General features: G+C 71.7%; 17 protein-coding genes. 12 read left to right on the forward strand and 5 right to left on the reverse strand.

Going from position 1 to position 20,610, the window contains the following annotated elements; all coding sequences use genetic code 11:
• Positions 1 to 99: 99 nt before the first annotated feature.
• Entirely contained in the window at positions 100 to 342 is a 243-nt protein-coding gene (secG, locus tag JOF44_RS00870; protein ID WP_209895562.1) for a preprotein translocase subunit SecG, read from the forward strand.
• A 105-nt stretch (positions 343 to 447) separates the two neighbouring features.
• Here secG and pgl read toward each other — a convergent pair whose 3' ends face one another.
• From pgl to tkt, 4 genes are all read right to left on the reverse strand, one after another.
• Positions 448 to 2,163: a 6-phosphogluconolactonase gene (pgl, locus tag JOF44_RS00875; protein ID WP_209886203.1), complete on the reverse strand. Its 1,716-nt coding sequence runs from the start codon at positions 2,161 to 2,163 to the stop codon at positions 448 to 450.
• Positions 2,160 to 3,716 (reverse strand): glucose-6-phosphate dehydrogenase, encoded by a 1,557-nt coding sequence (gene zwf / locus JOF44_RS00880; RefSeq protein ID WP_209886206.1) that lies wholly within the window; start codon positions 3,714 to 3,716, stop codon positions 2,160 to 2,162. Before zwf ends, pgl begins: the two co-directional genes overlap by 4 nt.
• 76 nt (positions 3,717 to 3,792) lie before the next feature.
• Entirely contained in the window at positions 3,793 to 4,905 is a 1,113-nt protein-coding gene (tal, locus tag JOF44_RS00885) for a transaldolase (protein WP_209886209.1), read from the reverse strand.
• A gap of 169 nt (positions 4,906 to 5,074) precedes the next feature.
• Positions 5,075 to 7,183, reverse strand: coding sequence for a transketolase (gene tkt, locus JOF44_RS00890; RefSeq protein ID WP_209886212.1), 2,109 nt, complete (start codon positions 7,181 to 7,183; stop codon positions 5,075 to 5,077).
• 335 nt (positions 7,184 to 7,518) lie between these two features.
• Here tkt and JOF44_RS00895 point away from each other — a divergent pair, with 335 nt between their 5' ends.
• From JOF44_RS00895 to JOF44_RS00945, 11 genes are all read left to right on the forward strand, one after another.
• The gene (locus JOF44_RS00895; protein WP_342591623.1) at positions 7,519 to 8,481 is read left to right on the forward strand and encodes a heme o synthase; all 963 of its coding nucleotides are present in this window, start codon (positions 7,519 to 7,521) and stop codon (positions 8,479 to 8,481) included.
• A complete protein-coding gene (locus JOF44_RS00900) occupies positions 8,478 to 9,476 on the forward strand; it encodes a site-specific tyrosine recombinase XerD (RefSeq protein ID WP_342591624.1) in 999 nt (332 codons plus the stop codon). The genes JOF44_RS00895 and JOF44_RS00900 overlap by 4 nt, the downstream gene beginning before the upstream one ends.
• A gap of 164 nt (positions 9,477 to 9,640) precedes the next feature.
• A complete protein-coding gene (locus tag JOF44_RS00905; RefSeq protein WP_209886218.1) occupies positions 9,641 to 10,513 on the forward strand; it encodes a ParA family protein in 873 nt (290 codons plus the stop codon).
• A complete protein-coding gene (locus JOF44_RS00910; RefSeq protein ID WP_209886222.1) occupies positions 10,513 to 11,400 on the forward strand; it encodes a pseudouridine synthase in 888 nt (295 codons plus the stop codon). The genes JOF44_RS00905 and JOF44_RS00910 overlap by 1 nt, the downstream gene beginning before the upstream one ends.
• Positions 11,397 to 12,506 (forward strand): prephenate dehydrogenase, encoded by a 1,110-nt coding sequence (locus JOF44_RS00915; protein ID WP_209886225.1) that lies wholly within the window; start codon positions 11,397 to 11,399, stop codon positions 12,504 to 12,506. Before JOF44_RS00910 ends, JOF44_RS00915 begins: the two co-directional genes overlap by 4 nt.
• A 20-nt stretch (positions 12,507 to 12,526) precedes the next feature.
• Entirely contained in the window at positions 12,527 to 14,782 is a 2,256-nt protein-coding gene (gene der / locus JOF44_RS00920; RefSeq protein ID WP_209886229.1) for a bifunctional cytidylate kinase/GTPase Der, read from the forward strand.
• 97 nt (positions 14,783 to 14,879) lie between these two features.
• On the forward strand, positions 14,880 to 15,353 hold the full coding sequence (locus JOF44_RS00925) for an NUDIX hydrolase (protein WP_209886231.1): 474 nt from the start codon (positions 14,880 to 14,882) through the stop codon (positions 15,351 to 15,353).
• Positions 15,350 to 15,967, forward strand: coding sequence for a hypothetical protein (locus JOF44_RS00930; RefSeq protein ID WP_209886233.1), 618 nt, complete (start codon positions 15,350 to 15,352; stop codon positions 15,965 to 15,967). Before JOF44_RS00925 ends, JOF44_RS00930 begins: the two co-directional genes overlap by 4 nt.
• Positions 15,968 to 16,052: 85 nt before the next feature.
• Positions 16,053 to 17,474, forward strand: coding sequence for an extracellular solute-binding protein (locus JOF44_RS00935; protein WP_342591627.1), 1,422 nt, complete (start codon positions 16,053 to 16,055; stop codon positions 17,472 to 17,474).
• The gene (locus JOF44_RS00940; RefSeq protein ID WP_209886235.1) at positions 17,471 to 18,424 is read left to right on the forward strand and encodes a carbohydrate ABC transporter permease; all 954 of its coding nucleotides are present in this window, start codon (positions 17,471 to 17,473) and stop codon (positions 18,422 to 18,424) included. The genes JOF44_RS00935 and JOF44_RS00940 overlap by 4 nt, the downstream gene beginning before the upstream one ends.
• Positions 18,421 to 19,347, forward strand: a complete 927-nt coding sequence (locus tag JOF44_RS00945; RefSeq protein WP_377785022.1) for a carbohydrate ABC transporter permease — start codon at positions 18,421 to 18,423, stop codon at positions 19,345 to 19,347. Before JOF44_RS00940 ends, JOF44_RS00945 begins: the two co-directional genes overlap by 4 nt.
• Positions 19,348 to 19,360: 13 nt before the next feature.
• Here the strand turns inward: JOF44_RS00945 and JOF44_RS00950 are convergent, their stop codons facing one another.
• Positions 19,361 to 20,563, reverse strand: a complete 1,203-nt coding sequence (locus tag JOF44_RS00950; protein WP_209886237.1) for an acyltransferase family protein — start codon at positions 20,561 to 20,563, stop codon at positions 19,361 to 19,363.
• Positions 20,564 to 20,610: the final 47 nt, after the last annotated feature.

Here is a 20,610-nt window from a genome sequence, read left to right on the forward strand (position 1 = left end):
AGAGCTGTCCCACGCGGGCCGGATCCCTGAGGGGTCCGGCCCGTGGCGTATGCTGTATCGGTCATCCTGTCGTCGTGGAAGGTGCTCCTCCCCGTGGATCTGTCCCTGCTGAAGCTCATCCTTCAGATCCTGCTGGCCGTGTTCGGCCTCCTGGCCATCATGCTCGTGCTCCTGCACAAGGGACGTGGCGGCGGCCTGTCCGACATGTTCGGCGGCGGCGTGTCCTCCTCGGCCAGCGCCTCGGGCGTGGCCGAGCGCAACCTCAACCGGCTGACGGTGTCGATCTGCGTGCTGTGGGGGCTGACCTGCGTCGGGCTCGGCGTGCTGGAGCGCTTCCTCTGAGCGCGAGCTCCTGAATCCCGGACGAAGGGCCGGTCACCGCGAGGGTGACCGGCCCTTCGTCCGTTCTGCCGCGGCGGGTGGGGACCGCCGGCCGGGGCGTCCGGCTCAGCGGCCGTGCTGCGAGGCGGCCGCCCGGTCGAGGAACCAGGTGGTCGAGTGCAGGCCCCGCACGGCGGAGGCCGGGACCGTCCAGGGCTCGATGGGCCCGTGCGCCGCGGCGACCGCTGCGGCCTTCTCCTCGCCGGCGACCAGCAGCGCCACGTGACGAGCCGAGTTCAGCACCGGCCAGGTCAGCGAGATGCGCTCGGGCGGAGGCTTCGGGGAGCCGGTCACCGCGACGGCGGTGGCCCCGACCTGTCGCTGGTCCGGGTGCTCGGGGAACAGGGAGGCGATGTGCCCGTCCGGGCCCACCCCCAGCATGAGCACGTCGAAGAACGCCCGGCCGCGGGTGCGGAACGGCTCGTCGCCGCCGGACTGGTCGAGCTGCTGGCCGTACCAGGCGGCGGCTTCCTCCAGGGACATGCCGTCGGCGGGGGAGGGCATCACGTGGATGTTCCGCGGCGGCATCCCCGCCTGCTGCAGCGGTTCCAGCAGCCCGGACCGCACGGCGACCTCGTTGCGGTCGCTCGAGTCCGGATCCACGTAGCGCTCGTCGCCCCACCAGATGTGCAGACGGGAGACGTCGACGTCCGCGGCGGCCAGAGCCGCCGGGAGCGCCTGGGCCGTCGCCGTGCCGACCGTGCCGCCGGTGACCACGAGGTGGGCGAGGTTGCGCTTGTCCAGAGCCGTGGCCAGCTGGGCCGCGGCGGCCTCGGCGGCAGCGGTGGCGACCTCCGCCCCGTCGGCGAGCACCGTGTCGGTGGCGTCGGGCTTGCCGCTGGCGTAGGTGCCGGAGTCGTCGATCGCGCTGAAGGCCGTGGCGAGGACCTCGCCGTAGACCTCGTCGGGATCCAGCCGGCGCAGCTCCTCGGCGAGCAGCTCGTCGAGCGACCGGCGCGGCATGGTGACGTGCTGGCCGCTGTCGTCGCCGGGCAGCGTCATCACGATCGACTCGTCGCTGACACGGGTGAGGTCGATGACGCCGTCCTCCCGGATCAGCCGCACCCCGTGCACCCCGGCCGTGCCGGTCGGGCCCGAGGAGTCCTCGACGATCTCGGTGTCGACCCCGAGGCTGTGCGAGAGCCAGGCGGCCATCAGGACCACCGAGGGGTTCCCGGGCGCGCCGGAGACCTCCACCCGCTGCGGCACGGTCACCGGCGGGACCTCGAAGGCGCTGGCGACCAGCCCGCGCCAGCGGGTCAGCCGCGCCCAGGCCAGATCCGAGTCGCCGCTGGTGTATCCGCGGCGCAGCCGCTTGAGCGTCTCGAGCGGCCCCTCGCACGCGGCGGAATCGGTGATGCGCCGCTGCGACATGGAGCCCAGCACGTCGTGGACGGGAGAGGACGGGGCGCTCTCCGGCCACCAGGTGACGATCGGGGCGTCGGGCAGAAGCAGCGCCATGACCAGGGTGTCCAGCGAGGCCATCAGGTCCCCGCGGGTCCGCAGAATGACGATCTCGCCGGCACCCGCGTCGCGCCCGACACGGATCTCGGCGTCGAGCCCCGAGGTCTCGGCCTCCGGATCGGCGTCGACCACCAGCACCCGGGCGGGATGCTCGTGGCTCGCGCTGATGGCGGCCTGGAGGGGCTCCTCGATGTCGCCGGTGGCGATGATGATGAGCGTCAGGACCCGGCCGATGGTGTTCGCGCCGAAGGTCTCCCGCATCTCGATCATCTTCTTGTCGATCGATGATGCGGTGGTGTCGGTCAGGGTGGTGATCACGGTCGCCTCCAGGTACGTCCGTCACGAGCGAGCATCTCGTGGGCGGTGTCGGGGCCCCAGCTGCCGGGGCGGTAGGGCGCCGGCTTCAGGTTCTCGGCCCAGAACTCGGTGATGGGGTCGAGGATCTTCCAGCTGAGCTCGACCTCCTTCTGCCGCGGGAACAGCGGCGGATCGCCCAGGAGCATGTCCAGGATCAGCCGCTCGTAGGCCTCGGGGGACTCCTCGGTGAAGTTCATGCCGTAGGCGAAGTCCATGGTCACGTCCCGCACCTCCATCTGGGTGCCGGGCACCTTGGAGCCGAAGCGCATGGTGACGCCCTCGTCGGGCTGGACGCGGATGACGATCGCGTTCTGGCCCAGGTCCGCCGTGTCGGTGGAGCGGAAGGGCAGGAACGGGGCCCGCTTGAACACCAGGGCGATCTCGGTGACCCGTCGACCCAGCCGCTTGCCGGCGCGCAGATAGAACGGCACGCCCGCCCAGCGGCGGGTGGCGATGTCCAGCCGCAGAGCGGCGAAGGTCTCCGTCACCGAGTCGTCGGGGATGCCGTCCTCCTCGAGGTAGGGACGGACCTCCTCGCCGCCCTGCCAGCCGCCCACGTACTGGCCCCGGGCGGTGTGCGCCCCGAGGTCCTCGGGCAGCTCGAGCGCGGAGAGCACCTTCTCCTTCTCCGCGCGCAGATCGGAGGCGCGGAAGGAGACCGGCTCCTCCATCGCGGTCAGGGCGAGCAGCTGCAGCAGGTGGTTCTGGATGACGTCCCGCGCGGTGCCGATGCCGTCGTAGTACCCGGCGCGCGAGCCGATGCCGATGTCCTCGGCCATCGTGATCTGCACGTGGTCGACGTACCCGGCGTTCCAGACCGGCTCGAACATCTGGTTGGCGAAGCGGAGCGCCAGGATGTTCTGGACGGTCTCCTTGCCCAGATAGTGGTCGATCCGGAAGACGTCCTCGGGGCGGAAGGCCTTCTCGACGACGTCGTTGAGCTCCCGGGCGGAGTCGAGGTCGTGGCCGAAGGGCTTCTCGATCACCACGCGCCGCCAGGAGCCGTCCCGCGGGGTGTTCAGCCCGGAGTTCGCCAGCTGCTCGCAGACCTGCGGGAACGCGTCCGGCGGGATCGAGAGGTAGAAGGCGTGGTTGCCGCCGGTGCCGCGGGTGCGGTCGAGCTCGCCGACGACCTCGGTCAGCCGCTCGAAGGCGGCGGTGTCGTCGAAGGTGCCCGTGACGAAGCGCAGACCCCCGCGGAGCTGTTCGAAGACGCTCTCGGAGAACCCGGTGCGGGAATGCTCGGCCACGGACGTGCGCACGTAGTCGGCGAAGTCGTCGTCGGACCAGTCGCGGCGCCCGTAGCCGACCAGGCCGAAGCTGGGCGGCAGCAGACCGCGGTGGGTGAGGTCGTAGATCGCCGGCAGGAGCTTCTTGCGGGCGAGATCGCCGGTGACCCCGAACATCACCATGGAGCTGGGGCCGGCGATGAGGGGGAGGCGGCGGTCGCGAGGATCGCGCAGCGGGTTGGCGACGTCCTCCGCTCCGACCGGGGGAGTGCTGGTATCGGTCACGATCGTCCTTTCTCGGACACGGACTCACGAGAGCACGGCCCGCCCCGGAGGGCAGGACCGTGCTCGCCGCGAACTCTCAGGCGCTGACGTCGTCGATCGACGCCGAGACGGTCTCCAGGAGACCCTCCCAGGCCTTCTCGAACTTCTCGACGCCCTCGCGCTCGAGGACGGCGTAGACGTCGGCCAGATCGACGCCGGCGGCCTCGACCCGATCGAGCACGGCCTTGGCGGAGACGGCCTTCTCGGCGGTCAGGGCCGGGGCGGGCTCGGAGTGGTCGGCGACCGCGTCGAGAGTCTTCTCCGGCATGGTGTTCACGCTCGGGGACGAGACAAGCTCGTCGACGTAGAGCGTATCGGGGTAGTCCGGGTTCTTCACGCCGGTGGACGCCCACAGGGTCCGCTGGGTGTTGGCGCCCTTCTCGGCCAGCGCCGCGAAGCGCTCGGAGTCGAAGGCCTCGAGGTACCGACCGAAGGCGACCTGGGCGTTGGCCAGCGCAGCGCTGCCGCGCAGCGTCTCCGCCTCGCCGCCGAGCGCCGCGAGGCGGTCGTCGATCTCGGCGTCGACGCGGGAGACGAAGAACGAGGCCACCGAGTGGATCCTGGAGAGGTCCTTGCCGGCCGCGGCAGCCTGTTCGAGGCCGCTGAGGTAGGCGTCGATGACCTCGAGGTAGCGATCCACGGAGAAGATCAGGGTCACGTTGACGCTGATCCCTTCGGCGATCGTCGCGGTGATGGCGGGCAGACCCTCCTTCGTCGCGGGGATCTTGATGAAGACGTTCTCGCGGCCGACGACCTCGTGCAGGTGCTTCGCCTGGGCGACGGTCTTCTCGGTCTCGTGCGCCAGACGCGGGTCGACCTCGATGCTCACCCGGCCGTCGACGCCCTGGGTGGAGGCGTGCAGATCGGAGAAGAGATCGGCGGCGCTGCGGACGTCATCGGTGGTGAGCACCTCGACGACGGCGTCGACGTCCTTGCCCTCGCCGGCGAGGCGGGCGATGTCGTCGCCGTACTCCGAGCGGCCGGAGATCGCGGACTGGAAGATCGAGGGGTTGGTGGTCACCCCGACGATGTTGCGGGTGTCGATGAGCTCCTGCAGGTTGCCCGAGGACATCCGCTGGCGGGAGAGATCGTCCAGCCAGATGGAGACTCCGGCGTCGGAGAGGGCCTGGGTGCGGGGATTCTGGGTCATATGCGTTCCTTCCGGGCGCGGCGCGCCCTGCGTCGAACTGCGGTCACCCTCGTCAACGTACGAGACGCGGATCCTCTTCCACGTCGTGGCGGAGGGAACCCGGTCGCTCGCGCGAGAGAGTGGGGGAGAGGACGCGGGGCGGGGCCCGGAGGACCCGCCCCGCGACCGATCAGGCGCCGGCGGCGGCCAGGGACTCCTTCGCGGCGGTGACCACGGCATCGGCCGTGAACCCGTACTCGCGGAACAGGGTCTTCGCGTCGGCCGAGGCCCCGTAGTGCTCGAGCGAGACGGCGCGGCCATGGGTGCCGAGGAACCGGTACCAGGGCATCGCGATGCCTGCCTCGACGGTGACGCGGGCGGTCACCGACGACGGCAGCACGGACTCGCGGTAGGCCTCGTCCTGCTCGTCGAACCATTCGACCGACGGCATGGAGACCAGGCGGGCGGGCACGCCCTCGGCCTCGAGCTGCTTCTGCGCCTCGGCGGCGTACTGCAGCTCGGACCCGGTGCCGATGAGGATGACCTGCGGAGCGCCCGAGGACGCCTCCTTCATCACGTAGCCGCCCCGGACCAGGTTCTCGGCCCCGGCGTACTCGGTGCGATCGAAGGTGGGCATCGCCTGGCGGGACAGGACCAGGCCGACCGGGCCGTGGTCGCGCTCGAGGGTCGCCTTCCACGCCTGCGCGGTCTCGTTGGCGTCGGCCGGACGCACGATCGAGAGGTTCGGGATCGCGCGGTAGGCCGCCAGGTGCTCGACCGGCTGGTGGGTGGGGCCGTCCTCGCCGAGGCCGACGGAGTCATGGGTCCACACGTAGGTGGCCGGGACCTTCATCAGCGAGGCGAGGCGCACGGCGCCGCGCATGTAGTCGGCGAACTGGAAGAAGGTGCCGCCGTAGGGACGGGTCAGCCCGTGCAGGGAGATGCCCGAGAGGATGGAGCCCATGGCGTGCTCACGGATGCCGAAGTGCAGCGTGCGGCCGAACTCGTTCCCGGCGAACTCGGCGGAGCCGTACTCCTCGGGCAGGAAGGACGGCTCGCCCTTCATGGTGGTGTTGTTCGAGCCGGCGAGGTCGGCGGAGCCGCCCCACAGCTCGGGCATCACCGGGGCGAGGGACTCGAGGACCTTGCCGGAGGCGGCGCGGGTGGCGATGCCCTTCTCGTCGGCCTCGAAGGTCGGGAACGCCTCGGCGAAGCCCGCGGGCAGCTCGCGGCTCCGCAGACGGTCCAGGAGTGCGGCGGCCTCGGGGTTCGCGGAGCGCCAGGCCTGGTAGCCCGTGTCCCACTCGGCCTTGGCGGCGGCGGCGCGCTCGGCGAGGGAGCGGGTGCGCTCCAGCACGTCGTCGTCCACCTGGAACTGCTGCTGGGGATCGAAGCCGAGGACCTCCTTCAGCCCGGCGACGGCCTCGGTGCCGAGCTTGGCGCCGTGCACGGCATGACTGCCGGCGAGCTCGGGGATGGGCCAGCCGATGATCGTGCGCAGGCGGATGAAGGTCGGCTTGTCGGTGACCTCCTGAGCCGCGAGGATCTCGGCCTTCAGCGCGGCGACGTCCTCGCCGTACACAGAATCGGCGGCGCCGCCGTTCCTCCAGTCGACGGTGCGCACGTCCCAGCCGTAGGCGGCGTAGCGCGCGGCGGTGTCCTCCTGGAAGGCGATGGAGGTGTCGCCCTCGATGGAGATCTCGTTGTCGTCCCACAGGACGATGAGGTTGCCGAGCTGCTGGGTGCCGGCGAGCGAGCTGGACTCGCTGCTGACACCTTCCTGGAGGTCGCCGTCGGAGGCGATCACGTAGGTGAAGTGGTCGAAGGGGCTGGTGCCGGGGGCGGCCTCGGGGTCCAGCAGGCCGCGCTCGCGGCGCTGGGCCATCGCCATGCCGACGGCCGAGGAGATGCCCTGGCCGAGGGGGCCGGTGGTGACCTCGACGCCCCGGGTGTGGAAGTTCTCGGGGTGCCCCGGGGTCTTCGAGCCCCAGGTGCGGAACTCCGCGAGGTCCTCCTTCTCGAGGCCGAAGCCGCCGAGGTAGAGCTGGATGTACTGGGTGAGGCTGGAGTGGCCGGCCGAGAGCACGAAGCGGTCGCGGCCCAGCCAGTCCGGATCGGTGGGATCGTGGCGCATCAGGTCCTGGTAGAGCAGGTATGCGGCGGGCGCCAGGCTGATCGCGGTGCCGGGGTGGCCGTTGCCGACCTTCTCCACCGCGTCGGCGGCGAGGACGCGGACGGTGTCGACCGCCCGCTTGTCGAGCTCGGTCCAGCCCTCGGGGGCCTTGAACGTTTCGGTCACGAGGAGTGCTTCCTTTCACCGGAGTGCGGCCGCTGCGGCCGCTCGGACGGACTGCTCCGCTCGGCGCGGCCCGACCTGCGTCCTGCGAGGTCGGGGCCGAGCGCGGAGCGACGTGCCCACCTTAATGCGAGCCGGCCTCCGGCACATCTTGGTCCAGCCTGTTGCCCCGGGGCCCCGGGGCCCGGACCGCCCGAAGCGCAGGCGCGGGTCGCGCCCGGGGCGGCGACGGTGCCGGGGCTCACCCCCGTGGTGACTGGGACCTCAGGGGGCGAGCGACTAGACTGGCCGGGTTCATGCGACGGCTGCGTCGCGCTCAGGAGGAAGGACGGTGGGCGGTGTCCGCCACCCAGGGAGCTTCGGTCCGGGACTCGGGTCAGGGCGGTGATCGGCCCCCTCGCCCCCATGACCGGACGGCGCGTTCGGTGCTCCGGGCGTATGTGGCGCTGACGAAACCGCGCATCATCGAGCTGCTGCTGATCACCACCATCCCCACCATGTTCCTGGCGGCGGGCGGCTTCCCGTCCCTGTGGCTGATCATCGCCACGGTCGTCGGCGGCTATCTGGCCGCGGGCGGCGCGAACACGCTGAACATGTACCTCGAGCGCGACATCGACGCGATGATGAAGCGCACCCGCCATCGGCCGATCCCCTCGGGGGCGGTCTCGCCCCGTGCGGCCCTCGTCTTCGGGCTGTCCCTCTCGGTGATCTCGACGGTGTGGCTGGGCGTGCTCGTGAACTGGGCCTCGGCCGCCTTCGCGGTCGGCGCGATCCTGCTGTACGTCGTCTTCTACACGATGATCCTCAAGCGCCGCACGAGCCAGAACATCGTCTGGGGCGGCGTGGCCGGCTGCATGCCGGTGCTGATCGGCTGGTCGGCCGTCACCGGCACGATCTCCTGGACGGCGGTGCTGCTGTTCCTGGTGATCTTCTTCTGGACCCCTCCGCACTACTGGCCGCTGGCCGAGAAGTTCAACCGCGACTACGCGGCCGCCGGGGTGCCGATGCTCCCCGTGGTCGCCTCCCGCAGCACCGTCGCCCGCCAGATGGTCATGCACACGCTGGCGATGATCACGGCCAGCCTCGCGATCATCCCGCTGGGCCACACGGGATGGGTCTATGCCGTCAGCGCCGTCGCCGTGGGCGCCTGGTTCGCCTTCCTGGTCATCCGCTACGCCGTGCGCGTCGGCAAGGGACTCAGCGGGAAGGCTCTCGGCCCCATGGCGGTCTTCCACGGATCGATCACCTACCTCACGCTGCTGTTCGTCGCCCTCGCGGTCGATCCCTTCGTGCACCTGTGAGCCCCCGCGGCGGTCCGAATCCCCCCGGGGAGCCGTCGCTGCGCCCCGGGGACCGGCGGATCCTGGAGCAGTACCTCAGCCATCTGCGCATCGAGCGCGGGCTGGCCGCCAACACGCTGGCCGCCTATCGGCGCGACCTCGAGCGCTACCTGCGTCATCTCGCCTGCGAGGACGTCGACCCCGCGGCGGTCGAGCCGGAACGGCTGACGGCCTGGCTGCAGGCCCTGCGCACCGGGGCCGACGGGGGCACCGTGCTGTCGGCCGCCTCGGCGGCCCGCTCGCTGGCCGCCGTGCGGGGGCTGCACGCTTTCCTCGACGACGAGCGGGTCTCGAGCACCGGGGATCCTTCGCGCGCGGTGCCCACCCCCTCGTTGCCCGGCCGGTTGCCGCACCCGCTGGCCCTCGACCAGGTCGAGGCGCTGCTGGAGGCGGCCGGACGCCCCGGCACCGGGCGGGACGCCGCCGAGCGGGCGCTGCGGGACCGCGCGCTGCTGGAGATCCTCTACGGGCTCGGGGCTCGCATCTCCGAGGCGACCGGCCTCGATCTCGACGACGTCGACCGCGACCAGCGCTCCGCGATCCTGCGGGGCAAGGGGGACAAGCAGCGGGTGGTGCCGGTGGGCCGGTACGCCCTCGAGGCGCTGGATGCCTATGTCACCCGCGGTCGGCCGGTGCTCGCGCGCCACGGCACCGGGACTCCCGCCGTCTTCCTCGGCTCCCGCGGCACCCGGCTGACCCGCCAGGCTGCCTGGCAGGTGGTCCAGCGGGCGGCCGAGGAGGCCGATCTCGCGGATCTTCCCGAGCCGATCAGTCCTCACACGCTGCGCCATTCCTACGCCACGCACCTGCTGCACGGGGGAGCGGACGTCCGCAGCGTGCAGGAGCTGCTGGGGCATGCATCGGTCACCACGACCCAGCTGTACACGCAGGTCACCGTCGATTCCCTGCGCGAGACCCACGCCGGCGCCCACCCTCGGGCCCGCCGGGGGGCTTAGACTTGTCCCTCACGACGACCTCGCCCCGCGACGGCCGCCGTCCCCATGACGCCGACGACTGCTCGCAGCCGTCGCTCCCCGGTCTGGGGCCCGTCCCGTACCGTGCACGGGGCGGCACCTCCCGGCCGCGCACCAGACCACGAAGCCGACGACAGGACACCGACGTGAGCTCGACCTCCAACCAGCAGCTGGACATCGACCTCGGCCCCACCGGCCGTCCGATGCCGGAGCTGCCGGAGCCAGCCCCGCTCGACGACCACGGACCGGCCCGGATCATCTCGATGGTCAACCAGAAGGGCGGGGTGGGCAAGACCACCAGCGTCATCAACCTCGGCGCCGCGCTCGCGGAGATGGGTCGCAAGGTGCTGCTGGTGGATCTCGATCCGCAGGGCGCGCTGAGCGCCGGGATGGGCGTGAACCCCTACGACCTCGACGTGACCGTCTACAACCTGCTCATGGAGCGCGGTCACGATGTGCACGAGGTGATCCGCTCCACCAGCACCGACGACCTCGACGTGCTGCCGGCGAACATCGACCTCTCCGCCGCGGAGGTGACCCTGGTCAACGAGGTCGCCCGCGAGATGGCCCTGGCGCGGGTGCTGCGCCCGGTCGCCGACGACTACGACGTGATCCTCATCGACTGCCAGCCGTCCCTGGGCCTGCTGACCGTCAACGCCCTGGCCGCCAGCCACGGCGTGATGATCCCGCTGGAAGCGGAGTACTTCGCCCTGCGCGGCGTGGCCCTGCTGGTGGAGACCATCGAGAAGGTCCAGGACCGCATCAACCCGCGCCTGGAGATGGACGGCATCGTCATCACCATGTTCGACCCCCGGACCCTGCACGCCCGCGAGGTCTGTCAGCGCGTCGTGGAGGCCTTCCCCGACAAGGTCTTCCACACCACCATCAACCGCACCGTGAAGTTCCCCGACGCCTCCGTCGCCGCCGAGCCCATCATCTCCTTCGCCGGTTCGACGAAGGGCGCCGATGCCTATCGGCAGCTGGCCCGGGAGCTGATCTCCCGCGGCGCGGCCGCCTGATGGCGACGAAGGGCTCCGACGGCCGCTCCGGGGCTGCCGGGCGACGTCGTCGCAGCGCCTTCACCCCGCCCCGCACCGTGCGCCTGCGCGACGACCAGGGTGCTCGCGTGGCCCCGGCCGCCGACGAGCAGGGCGCGGACGGCGACCTCCACCGCGAGGACGGGGAACGGCTCCAGAAGGTCCTGGCGCGCGCCGGCTTCGGGTCCCGCCGGGCCTGCGAGACGCTGATCTCGACCGGGCGGGTCGCGGTCGACGGGGCGACGGTGCGGGAACAGGGTGTGCGGATCGACGCCGGGACCCAGGTGGTCCACGTCGACGGCCGGCGCCTCCAGCTCGACACCGCGAAGCGGACCGTCGTGCTGCACAAGCCGCGGCACGTGGTCTCCGCGATGAGCGACCCCGAGGGGCGTCGCGACCTCACCGAGTTCTCCTCCCGGTTCCCCGAGCGGCTCTACCACGTGGGCCGCCTGGACTACGAGACCGAGGGGTTGCTGCTGCTGACGAACGACGGCGAGCTCGCCCACCGCCTGACCCACCCCAGCTTCCTGGTCGAGAAGACCTACGTCTGCCGCTTCGACGCCCCCGGCGGGCCGCCCCGATCCCTGGTGCGGGCGCTGCGCGACGGGGTCGAGCTCGGCGATGGTCCGGCCCGCGCCGATTCCGCCCGGGTGCTCGCCCAGGACGGCCGGGAGGCCGTCGTCGAGGTCACCCTCCATGAGGGTCGCAACCGGATCGTGCGACGCATGTTCGCCTCCCAGGGATTCGAGCTGACCACTCTGGTGCGCACCCGGATCGGCCCCGTGCTGCTCGGCGACCTCGGCGCGGGGGAGACCCGCGAGCTGAGCGGACGGGAGCTGGGCACCCTGATGGCCGAGGTCGGACTGTGAGCGCCCTGGTGCCGTCCCCGGTGCGGATCATCGGCACGGGGCTGATCGGTGGATCCCTCGGGATGGCGCTGCGGCGCTCCGGCGCCGAGGTGCAGGTCGAGGACGTCTCCCCGGGCACCACCGCGCTGGCCGTCGAGCTCGGCGTGGGCACCGCGACCACCGCGCAGGACCCCGCCCCGGCCCTCGTGGTCGTCGCCGCCCCGCCGGACGTGACCGCGCGGATCGTCGCGGACTCCCTGGGACGCTGGCCCCGGGCCCTGGTCACCGACGTCGCCAGCGTCAAGCAGATCGTGCTCGAGGGCGTGCGCCACCACGCGGATCCCGAGGATCTCCCGCGCTACATCGGGGCGCACCCCATGGCCGGCCGCGAGGTCTCCGGGGTGATCGCCGCCCGCGGGGACCTGTTCCAGGGACGGCCCTTCGTGGTCGCCCCGCACGAAGACACCCGGCCGGAGGCCGTCAGCGTGCTCAAGGGGCTGGCCGCCGAGATCGGCTCGGTCCCGGTCGTGATGCGGCCGGCGGCCCACGACCTCGCCGTCGCCCACGTCTCCCACGCTCCGCAGGTGATGTCCAGCCTGCTCGCCACGAGCCTGCTCGCTCCCGACGAGGCGGCCCTCGGCCTGGCCGGTCAGGGGCTGCGGGACACCACCCGGATCGCCGACTCCGATCCGCGGCTGTGGGTCGAGATCCTCGGCGCGAACGCCGCGGCCGTCTCGACGGTGCTCGAGGAGGTGCGCGCACGGCTGGACGATGTGCTCGCGGCCCTGGGGACCATGCCGGGCGATCCGGACCCGTCCGTCGGCTCCCGGCGCGCCCTGGCCGAGCTGATCGCCGACGGCAACCGAGGGGTGCGCCGCATCCCCGGCAAGCACGGCGGGGCCACCGACGCCTTCGCGACGCTGACCGTCCTGGTGCCGGACCGCCCCGGGGAGCTGGCCCGCCTGCTGACCGAGATCGGCGAGATCGGCGTGAACCTCGAGGACCTCCGCCTGGAGCACGAGCTGGGACGGGAGGTGGGCCTCGCCCACGTCGCCGTGGACGCCGCCCGTGAGGACCTGCTCACGAGATCCCTCACGGAACGCGGCTGGAGGGTCGCCGACGCCTGAGCGCCCCGTATCCTTGCCGGATGCACACCAGCGCGCCGCACGACTCCTCCGCCCCCGCGAGAGCGGGCTTCGACCAGGGCATCACCATCGCGATCGACGGCCCGGCCGGCTCGGGCAAGTCGACCGTCTCCCGGCTCGTCGCCGAGGCGCTGGACGGCGGCATCCTGGACACCGGGGCGATGTACCGCGCCGTCACCTGGAGCTGCCTGGCCGACGGCGTCGACCTGGCGGACCGCGAAGCCGTCGCCGCGGTGGCCGAGGCGATCGACCTGGACCTCGGCACGGATCCCGCCGGTGCGACCGTCGCCGTCGGGGGCACCGACATCACCGCCGAGATCCGCACCGAGCGCATCTCCCAGCGGGTCAGCGACGTCGCCACCAACACGCTGGTGCGCGCCATTCTGCAGCGCCGCCAGCGCGAGGTCCTGTTCGCCACCGCCGGCGCCCGCGGCTTCTGCGTGGCCGAGGGTCGGGACATCACCACCGTCGTCGCCCCCGATGCCCATGTGCGCGTGCTGCTGACCGCCTCCGACGAGGAGCGCATGCGTCGCCGCGCCGCCGAACTGGACCTCGAGGACACCGAGGACACCCGCGCCCGGATGGCCGACCAGGTGCTGCGCCGGGATCGGGACGACTCCACCGTCTCCGAGTTCCTCACCGCCGCCGAGGGGGTCGACGAGGTCGACACCACCGGGCTCGGGATCGAGGACGTCGTCGAGCAGGTGCTGATGCTCGTCGCCGCCGCCGAGACCGCCCAGGAGGAACGGCTGCACGGGACCGCGGAGGCGCCCGTCGCACCGGCACCCGCGCACCCCGGACCTGCCGCGGCAGATCCTCACGGCACCTCCGATCACGACCTCGAATCCGCTCTGCGGGTCGGTCTCGAGGACTACGAGCTGGACGAGGCGGACCGGGAGCTGCTCGAGGGGGAGCACGGCGAGGCCGCGGTGGCCGCCGCGCCGCGGAACCTGCCGGTCGTCGCCGTCGTGGGTCGGCCGAACGTCGGCAAGTCCACCTTGGTCAACCGCATCCTGGGCCGCCGCGAGGCCGTGGTCGAGGACCAGCCCGGAGTCACTCGCGACCGCGTGTTCTACGAGGCCGAATGGGTCGGCAGAGACTTCTGGCTGGTCGACACCGGAGGCTGGGAGGACCGGGTCCAGGGCATGGCGCACCGGGTCGCCGAGCAGGCCGAGGTCGCGGTCTCCCTGGCCGACGTCGTGCTGTTCATCGTCGATGCGAACGTCGGCATCACCACCACCGACGAGCAGCTGCTGCGCGTGCTGCGCCGCGCGGACCGTCCGGTGGTGCTGGTGGCCAACAAGGTCGACGACCAGCGCGGCGAGCTCGAGGCCGCCGCCCTGTGGAACCTCGGCCTGGGGGAGCCGCACCCCGTCTCGGCGCTGCACGGCCGCGGCTCCGGCGACCTGCTGGACGCGGTCCTCGAGGCGATGCCCGAGGAGGGCCGGGGCGGGGCCGTCGACCGCGGCCCGCGCCGCATCGCCCTGCTGGGTCGCCCCAACGTCGGCAAGTCCTCCCTGCTGAACCGCCTCGCGCGGGAGCGCCGGGTGGTCGTCGACGAGGTCGCCGGCACCACCCGCGACCCGGTCGACGAGAGGATCACCCTCGGCGGCAGGGACTGGACGTTCGTGGACACCGCGGGGATCCGCCGTCGCGTGCTGCAGTCGCAGGGCGCGGACTACTACGCCTCCCTGCGCACGCGCGCCGCGCTGGACCGGGCCGAGGTCGCCGTGGTGCTGCTGGAGGCGAACGAGCCGATCTCCACCCAGGACCTCAAGATCATCGACCTGGTGCTCGAGTCGGGCCGGGCACTGGTGCTGGCCTTCAACAAGTGGGACCTGCTGGACGAGGAGCGCCACGCCCAGCTGGAGCGGGAGATCGAGCAGAACCTCGGCCATGTCGCCTGGGCGCCCCGGGTCAACATCTCCGCGCAGACCGGGCGCCACGCCGACCGCCTCGTCCCGGCCCTGGACGAGGCGCTGGAGTCCTGGGACCGTCGCATCCCGACCGGCCGTCTGAACGCCTTCCTCGGCACGCTGGTCGCCGCGCACCCGCATCCGCTGCGGGGCGGCAAGCAGTCGCGGATCCTGTTCGCGACGCAGGCCCGCACCCGGCCGCCCCGGTTCGTCATCTTCGCCAGCGGATTCCTCGAGCACGGTTACCGCCGCTTCATCGAGCGGCGCCTGCGGGAGGACTTCGAGTTCACCGGCTCCCCGATCGTCATCGGCGTCCGGATCCGGGAGAAGAGGCGACGCTGATCAGCGGCACAGCCGCCGCGCGGCCGTCGCACGGCCGCCGTCGGCGGACCGACTCCGCACCCCCGCACCCCACGCGGCCCCCGTCCCGAGGAGAAGCATGGCCACCCCCGACTTCGTGCTCGCCCTGCGCGAGAAGCTCGGACACGAGCTGCTGTGGCTGCCGGGCGTCACCGCGATCGTGCTCGACCGCGAGCGCGCCCGCATGCTCGCGGTGCGTCGGGCGGACAACGGCGCCTGGACCCCCGTGACGGGCATCATCGACCCGGGCGAGGAGCCGGCCACGGCCGCGGTCCGCGAGGTCGCCGAGGAGGCCGGGGTCGACTGCACGCCGCTGCGCCTGCTCGACGTGCGCACCCTCCCGCCGGTCACCTATCCCAATGAGGACCGCGCCCAGTACCTGGACCTGTGCTTCCTGTGCGAGCACACCGGCGGCGAGCCCTTCCCGGCCGACGGGGAGAACACCGAGGCTCGCTGGTTCCCGATCAGCGAACCGCCCGCGCTGAACACCCGCTTCACCCAGCAGCTCCAGCTCGCCCTCGCCGGCGACCTCTCGGCGCGCTTCCGCGCATGAGCGCCGGCGAGCCGCTGCCCGGGACCCGGGTCACGATCCCGCTCACCCCGCGCGAGGGGGACATGGCCGTGGTGCGGGTGATCGCCGCGCCGCGACGCGACATGGTCCGCGCCGGCACGCTCGGCGATCCGCTGAGGCCCTTCGCCGACGCCCTGCTGGTCGACGTGGCCGTCGATGACCGGATCGTGCTGCCCGGGGCGTGGGTCGAGCCGGAGGTGCTCCGGCGCGGCACCGCGCTGGAACCGGTGCCGGTCGCCGCCGGCGACCTGCGCCCCCCGGCCGTCATCGCCGGCACCCCGGAGCGCGCCGCCCTGCACTGGGGAGAGACGGTCTGGCCCCTCGAGCTCGGGGGAGCGGTCGCGATCCCGTCGGCCGGCCGTGCCGCGCCGCATCCGCTCGCCCGGCTGCGTCGCCTGGTGCTGGTGGCGCTCGGCCGACGCAGGGAGATCGCGCTGACCCTCTGGCAGGCGCCGGACTTCGAGATCCCCTGGCACGACGTGCGACTGCTGCCGCACGCGGCCCGCTGGTTCGAGCTCGCGCAGGTCCCGCCGGGGACCCGCTACGCCGACGCCGAGCGGCTCCAGGGCGTCGGCCGCGCCCGCTCCCGGTCCTGAGGGGGCGCTGCGACGGCAGATCCGCGTCCGACGCGCCGGGACGGTGATGGTGTGACGCGCGTCGCAGAGGCTAAGGTCGAGCATCGTGCCCGATGTCGACGAGGAGGTCTTCGTGGCTCCAGGACCGCTCACCCGGTCGTCCCCCGACCGCCGCACCTTCCTGCGCCTGAGCGCCGGAGTCGCGACGGTCGTTCCGCTGGCGGCCCTGGCCGGCTGCGCCGGCACCAACGGTGACCCCACGGTCATCCGGATCGCCTTCCAGCAGTTCGGCTCCGGAACCATCAAGGAGCAATGGATCACCACCGCCGCCGAGGAGTTCTCCGCCGAGAACCCGGAGCTGACGGTGGAGCTGGTCCCGATCGTCGCCTCCGAAGGGGACTACTTCACCAAGAACGAGCTGCTGATGAGCTCGCCGCGCACCAGCCCGGATCTGGTGTACGAGGACTCGTTCATCCTGCTCTCCGACGTCGGGGCGGGCTATCTGCAGCCGATCACCGATCTGGCCGAGGGCTTCGAGCACTGGGACGACATCGCCGACGCCTCGAAGGTCGCCGTCACCGGGGAGGACGGGGAGATCTACGGGATCCCCATCACCACGGACACCCGCGCCATCTGGTTCCACCAGGAGGTCTTCGCGGAGGCCGGACTGCCCGAGGACTGGCAGCCCGGCAGCTGGGAGGACATCCTCGAGGCAGCCCGCGCGATCCGCGACTCCGACAGCGAGGCGACCCCGTTCTTCATGTTCGCGGGGACGCCGCAGGGCGAGAAGGCCTCGATGCAGGGCTTCGAGATGCTGCTGTACGGCACATCGTCCGACAGCTGGCTGTACGACCGCGAGACGAAGAAGTGGATCATCGGCTCGAGCGGATTCATCGACTCCCTCGCCTTCCTGCAGACGATCTTCGAGGAGGACCTGACCCTGCCGCCGGCCCAGCTGCTGGACCCGAACATCTCCGAGTCGATCTACACCACCCTGCTGCCGGAGAAGAAGCTCGGCATGCTCGTGGACGGCTCCTGGATCTCCCAGAACTGGACCGAGTCCGCGGCCCGGCCCTGGCCCGAGTGGCCGGACGTGATCTCTCTGGCGGACATGCCCACCCAGGACGGCGGCGGCAACGGCACCGTGACCCTCGCCGGCGGCTGGGGCCTGTCGATCCCGCGGCACGTCACCGATCGCGAGGTCGCCTTCGCCTTCCTCGAGAAGCTGGTCTCCACCGAGACCCTGGTGGACTACGCGATCGCCGACAACCACATCACCGTGCGCGAGGACGTCGCGGCCGACGAGCGCTACCAGGGCTACTCGCCGGCGGTCGGCTACTTCACCGACCTCCTGGAGACCGCCTACTACCGCCCGGCGCTCCCGGCGTATCCCGAGGTGTCCTCGGCCATCCAGGAAGCGATGGAGGCCGTGATGACGGGAGTCGGCCCCGAGTCGGCGGCCGCCGCGTACGACGCCACCGTCACCGACATCGTCGGCCCCGAGAACGTGCAGGAGGCCAGCGCATGAGCACCAGCGCCCCCACGAGGGAGCACGAACCGCCCCCCGCTGCGGCGTCCTCGACGCCGCCGAAGCGCGGAAGGCTGGGCAACCGCCTGACCACGACCCGGGCGGTGCCGATGGTTCCGGCCTTCCTGCTGCTGATCGCGTTCATGCTGGGACCGATCGTGTACTCCGTGTACCTCGCGTTCACCGACAAGGCCATCCGCGGCAAGGGAGCCGAGGACGCCGAGTTCGTCGGCTTCCAGAACTTCACCGACGCGTTCACCGACGGCGACTTCTGGAACTCGGTGATCCTGACCCTGATCTTCACGGTGGTCTCCGCCGTGATCGGCCAGAACATCATGGGCATGCTGCTGGCCCTGCTGCTGGAGCGCGCCCACCGGGTGATCTCCTCCGTGGTGACCGCGATCGTGATCGCCGCCTGGATCCTCCCGGAGGTGGTCGCCGGCTACCTGCTGTACACGTTCTTCTCCCCCGAAGGGTCGCTGAACGCGATCATCACGGCGATCGGACTGCCGCCGCAGCAGCTGCTGTTCAGCGCGCCCATCATCGCGGTCTCCTTCGCGAACATCTGGCGCGGCACCGCGTTCTCGATGCTCGTGTACTCGGCGGCGCTGAGCTCCGTGCCCGGCGACGTCTACGAGTCCGCGTCCCTGGACGGGGCCGGCCCGGTGCGCCGGTTCGTCTCCGTGACGCTGCCGCTGATGCGACCCGCGATCGCCACCAACCTGATGCTGACCACCCTGCAGACGCTGTCGGTGTTCGGGCTGATCTTCATCATGACCGGCGGCGGTCCGTCCCGGCAGAGCCAGACGCTGCCGCTGTACATGTACGAGCAGGCGTTCTCCTACGGCCAGCTCGGCTACGGCACCGCCGTGGCCCTGCTGCTGCTCCTGATCGGAGCCGTGGCCTCCTTGGTGTACCTGCGTCTGCTCCCGGAGGAGGACAAGCGATGACCGCGATCGACGAGACCACGGATCCCGCGACGCGGGAGGACCGCGGCGGTGCCGGATCCGGCGGCGGCTCGCGGCTGCGACCGCGCCGTTCCGGCATGGGACCGCGCGAGCGCAGCAGCACGATCGCCAGCACGGTGGTGATGCTGGTGATCGGCGCGGCCTTCCTGGTCCCGCTGCTGTGGGTGGTGCTGGCCTCCTTCAACACCGAGGCGTCGCTGTCCATCGCCTGGCCGGAGAACTGGTCCCTGGGCAACTTCGCCGCGATCTGGAACATGGAGACCACCTTCCGGCCGCTGCTGAACTCCCTGATCCTGTGCGGCGGGGCGACGATCGTCACCATGGTCACGGCCGTGCTGTGCGCCTACCCGATGTCGCGGTACCGGTTCCGTGCCAAGCGTCCGCTGCTGCTGGGGATCATCTTCTCCACGGGGCTGCCGATCACCGCGATCATGATCCCGGTCTACTCGCTGTTCGTGCAGGTGAACCTGATCGACTCGATGGGCGGGGCGATCCTGTTCCTCGGCGCCAGCTCCCTGCCGTACGCGATCTTCCTGACCAAGGGGTTCATGGACGGGGTCCCGGTGGAGATCGAGGAGTCCGCCTGGACCGAGGGCGCCGGGGTGTATCGGGCCCTGTGGTCCGTGGTGCTGCCCCTGATGCGTCCCGGCCTGGCCGTGGCGACCATCTTCACCTTCGTGATGATGTGGGGGAACTTCTTCGTCCCGTTCATGCTGCTGCTGAGCCCGGAGAACCTTCCCGCCGCGGTGACGCTGTACACCTTCTCCTCGCAGTACGGGCAGGTCGCCTACGGGCAGCTGGCCGCCTTCTCGATCTTCTACTCGCTGCCGGTGGTGGTGCTGTACCTGTTCCTGGGCCGCAGCCTGGGTCAGGGCTTCGCCGCGGCGGGCGGCGTCAAGGGATGAGCACGACGGGCTCTCACGCCGCGGCCCGGCGCCGCCGCAGCGCCCGGGGCCGGCGGTGCCCGTTCAGCCACTTCCCGAGCCAGGTGGAGCGCACCAGGAGGTCGTAGCTCACCAGCAGCACCGCCATCACGAGCGTGAGCGCGACGGCGAGCTTGACCAGGATCGGCGCGCCGAGATCCGCCAGGGGCACTTCCACCAGCAGCAGCAGCGGGAAATGGATGAGATAGACCCAGTAGGAGGAATCGGCCAGGTACCGCACCCAGCGGATCTCCTGATTCACGAGTCGGCCCATGAGCCCGAGCAGCCCGTAGACCCAGGCCCATCCGGCGAGCGCCGCGACGATCGCCACCAGGACCGGCGGCGTGGACGACGGTGCCAGCAGGGCGAGCGGGCTGAGGACGACGGCGGTCACCAGCTGCGGGATCCACTGCCGCTCCACCCGGCCCAGCGCCTCGGGGTGCGCGCGCAGGAACCAGCCGGCCAGGAAGGCGCCGGAGTAGGCGATGCTCGCGCCCGCGACCGGCATGAGTGTCGTGGGTTCGGTGATGGACGCGACGTTCCCGCCCTGGACCACCAGGGCCACGGCGTACGGCGCTGCGACCAGCACGAGGCCGAACGGGGAGGCCAGCGCCGAGGCGATGCGGCGGGAGGCCCGCTCCGCCCGGGCCGGTCCCAGGAGGCGCACGAGCACGGCGCGCACGAGGACCACCACGAGCACGATCTCGAGCAGCAGCAGCAGGAACCACAGGTGCAGCGTCGGCAGGGCGAGGATTCCTGTCGGTGCCCCGGGCGCAGGCGGCGGGGGAGTGAAGGGCCCCAGGTCACGGACGACGGTGTTCAGCACCGCTGCGCCGATCACCAGCAGGAACAATCCCGGCAGGAAGACGACCAGCGGCAGACCGATCCGCTTCAGGCGGTCCCGCACGTAGGCGCCGGCCCCGCGCCGGTGCAGCACCATGTGCCCGAAGTAGCCGGCCAGCATCATGAACAGGTTCATGCGGAAGAGGTGGATCACCCCCACCGCGGCGGCCGCATCCGGGGAGTCGTGCGTGTCGTCGATGAGCCAGACATCGCCGGGGAAGAAGGGCATCAGGGCGTGCAGCAGCACGCCGAGCAGGAGCGCCCCGCCGCGCAGCGCGTCGAGGTGGTGCAGGCGGGCCGGGGCGGCGGACGGAGGGGACGTCGTCGACGTGCTGGGGGCGAGGGGCTGTGACATGTCCTCGACGCTAGGGGCGCGGGAGCCCGGCCCGCCTCGCCCGATCG

It is taken from the genome of Brachybacterium fresconis (assembly GCF_017876515.1).
In the GTDB taxonomy this organism is placed as follows: domain Bacteria; phylum Actinomycetota; class Actinomycetes; order Actinomycetales; family Dermabacteraceae; genus Brachybacterium; species Brachybacterium fresconis.

Coding starts and splice junctions, on each gene's coding strand:
- JOF44_RS00940 (WP_209886235.1), top strand. CDS start 17,471: ATGAGCACCAGCGCCCCCACGAGGGAGCACGAACCGCCCCCCGCTGCG.
- der (WP_209886229.1), top strand. CDS start 12,527: ATGCACACCAGCGCGCCGCACGACTCCTCCGCCCCCGCGAGAGCGGGC.
- JOF44_RS00945 (WP_377785022.1), top strand. CDS start 18,421: ATGACCGCGATCGACGAGACCACGGATCCCGCGACGCGGGAGGACCGC.
- JOF44_RS00910 (WP_209886222.1), top strand. CDS start 10,513: ATGGCGACGAAGGGCTCCGACGGCCGCTCCGGGGCTGCCGGGCGACGT.
- JOF44_RS00950 (WP_209886237.1), bottom strand. CDS start 20,563: ATGTCACAGCCCCTCGCCCCCAGCACGTCGACGACGTCCCCTCCGTCC.
- JOF44_RS00925 (WP_209886231.1), top strand. CDS start 14,880: ATGGCCACCCCCGACTTCGTGCTCGCCCTGCGCGAGAAGCTCGGACAC.
- JOF44_RS00930 (WP_209886233.1), top strand. CDS start 15,350: ATGAGCGCCGGCGAGCCGCTGCCCGGGACCCGGGTCACGATCCCGCTC.
- tal (WP_209886209.1), bottom strand. CDS start 4,905: ATGACCCAGAATCCCCGCACCCAGGCCCTCTCCGACGCCGGAGTCTCC.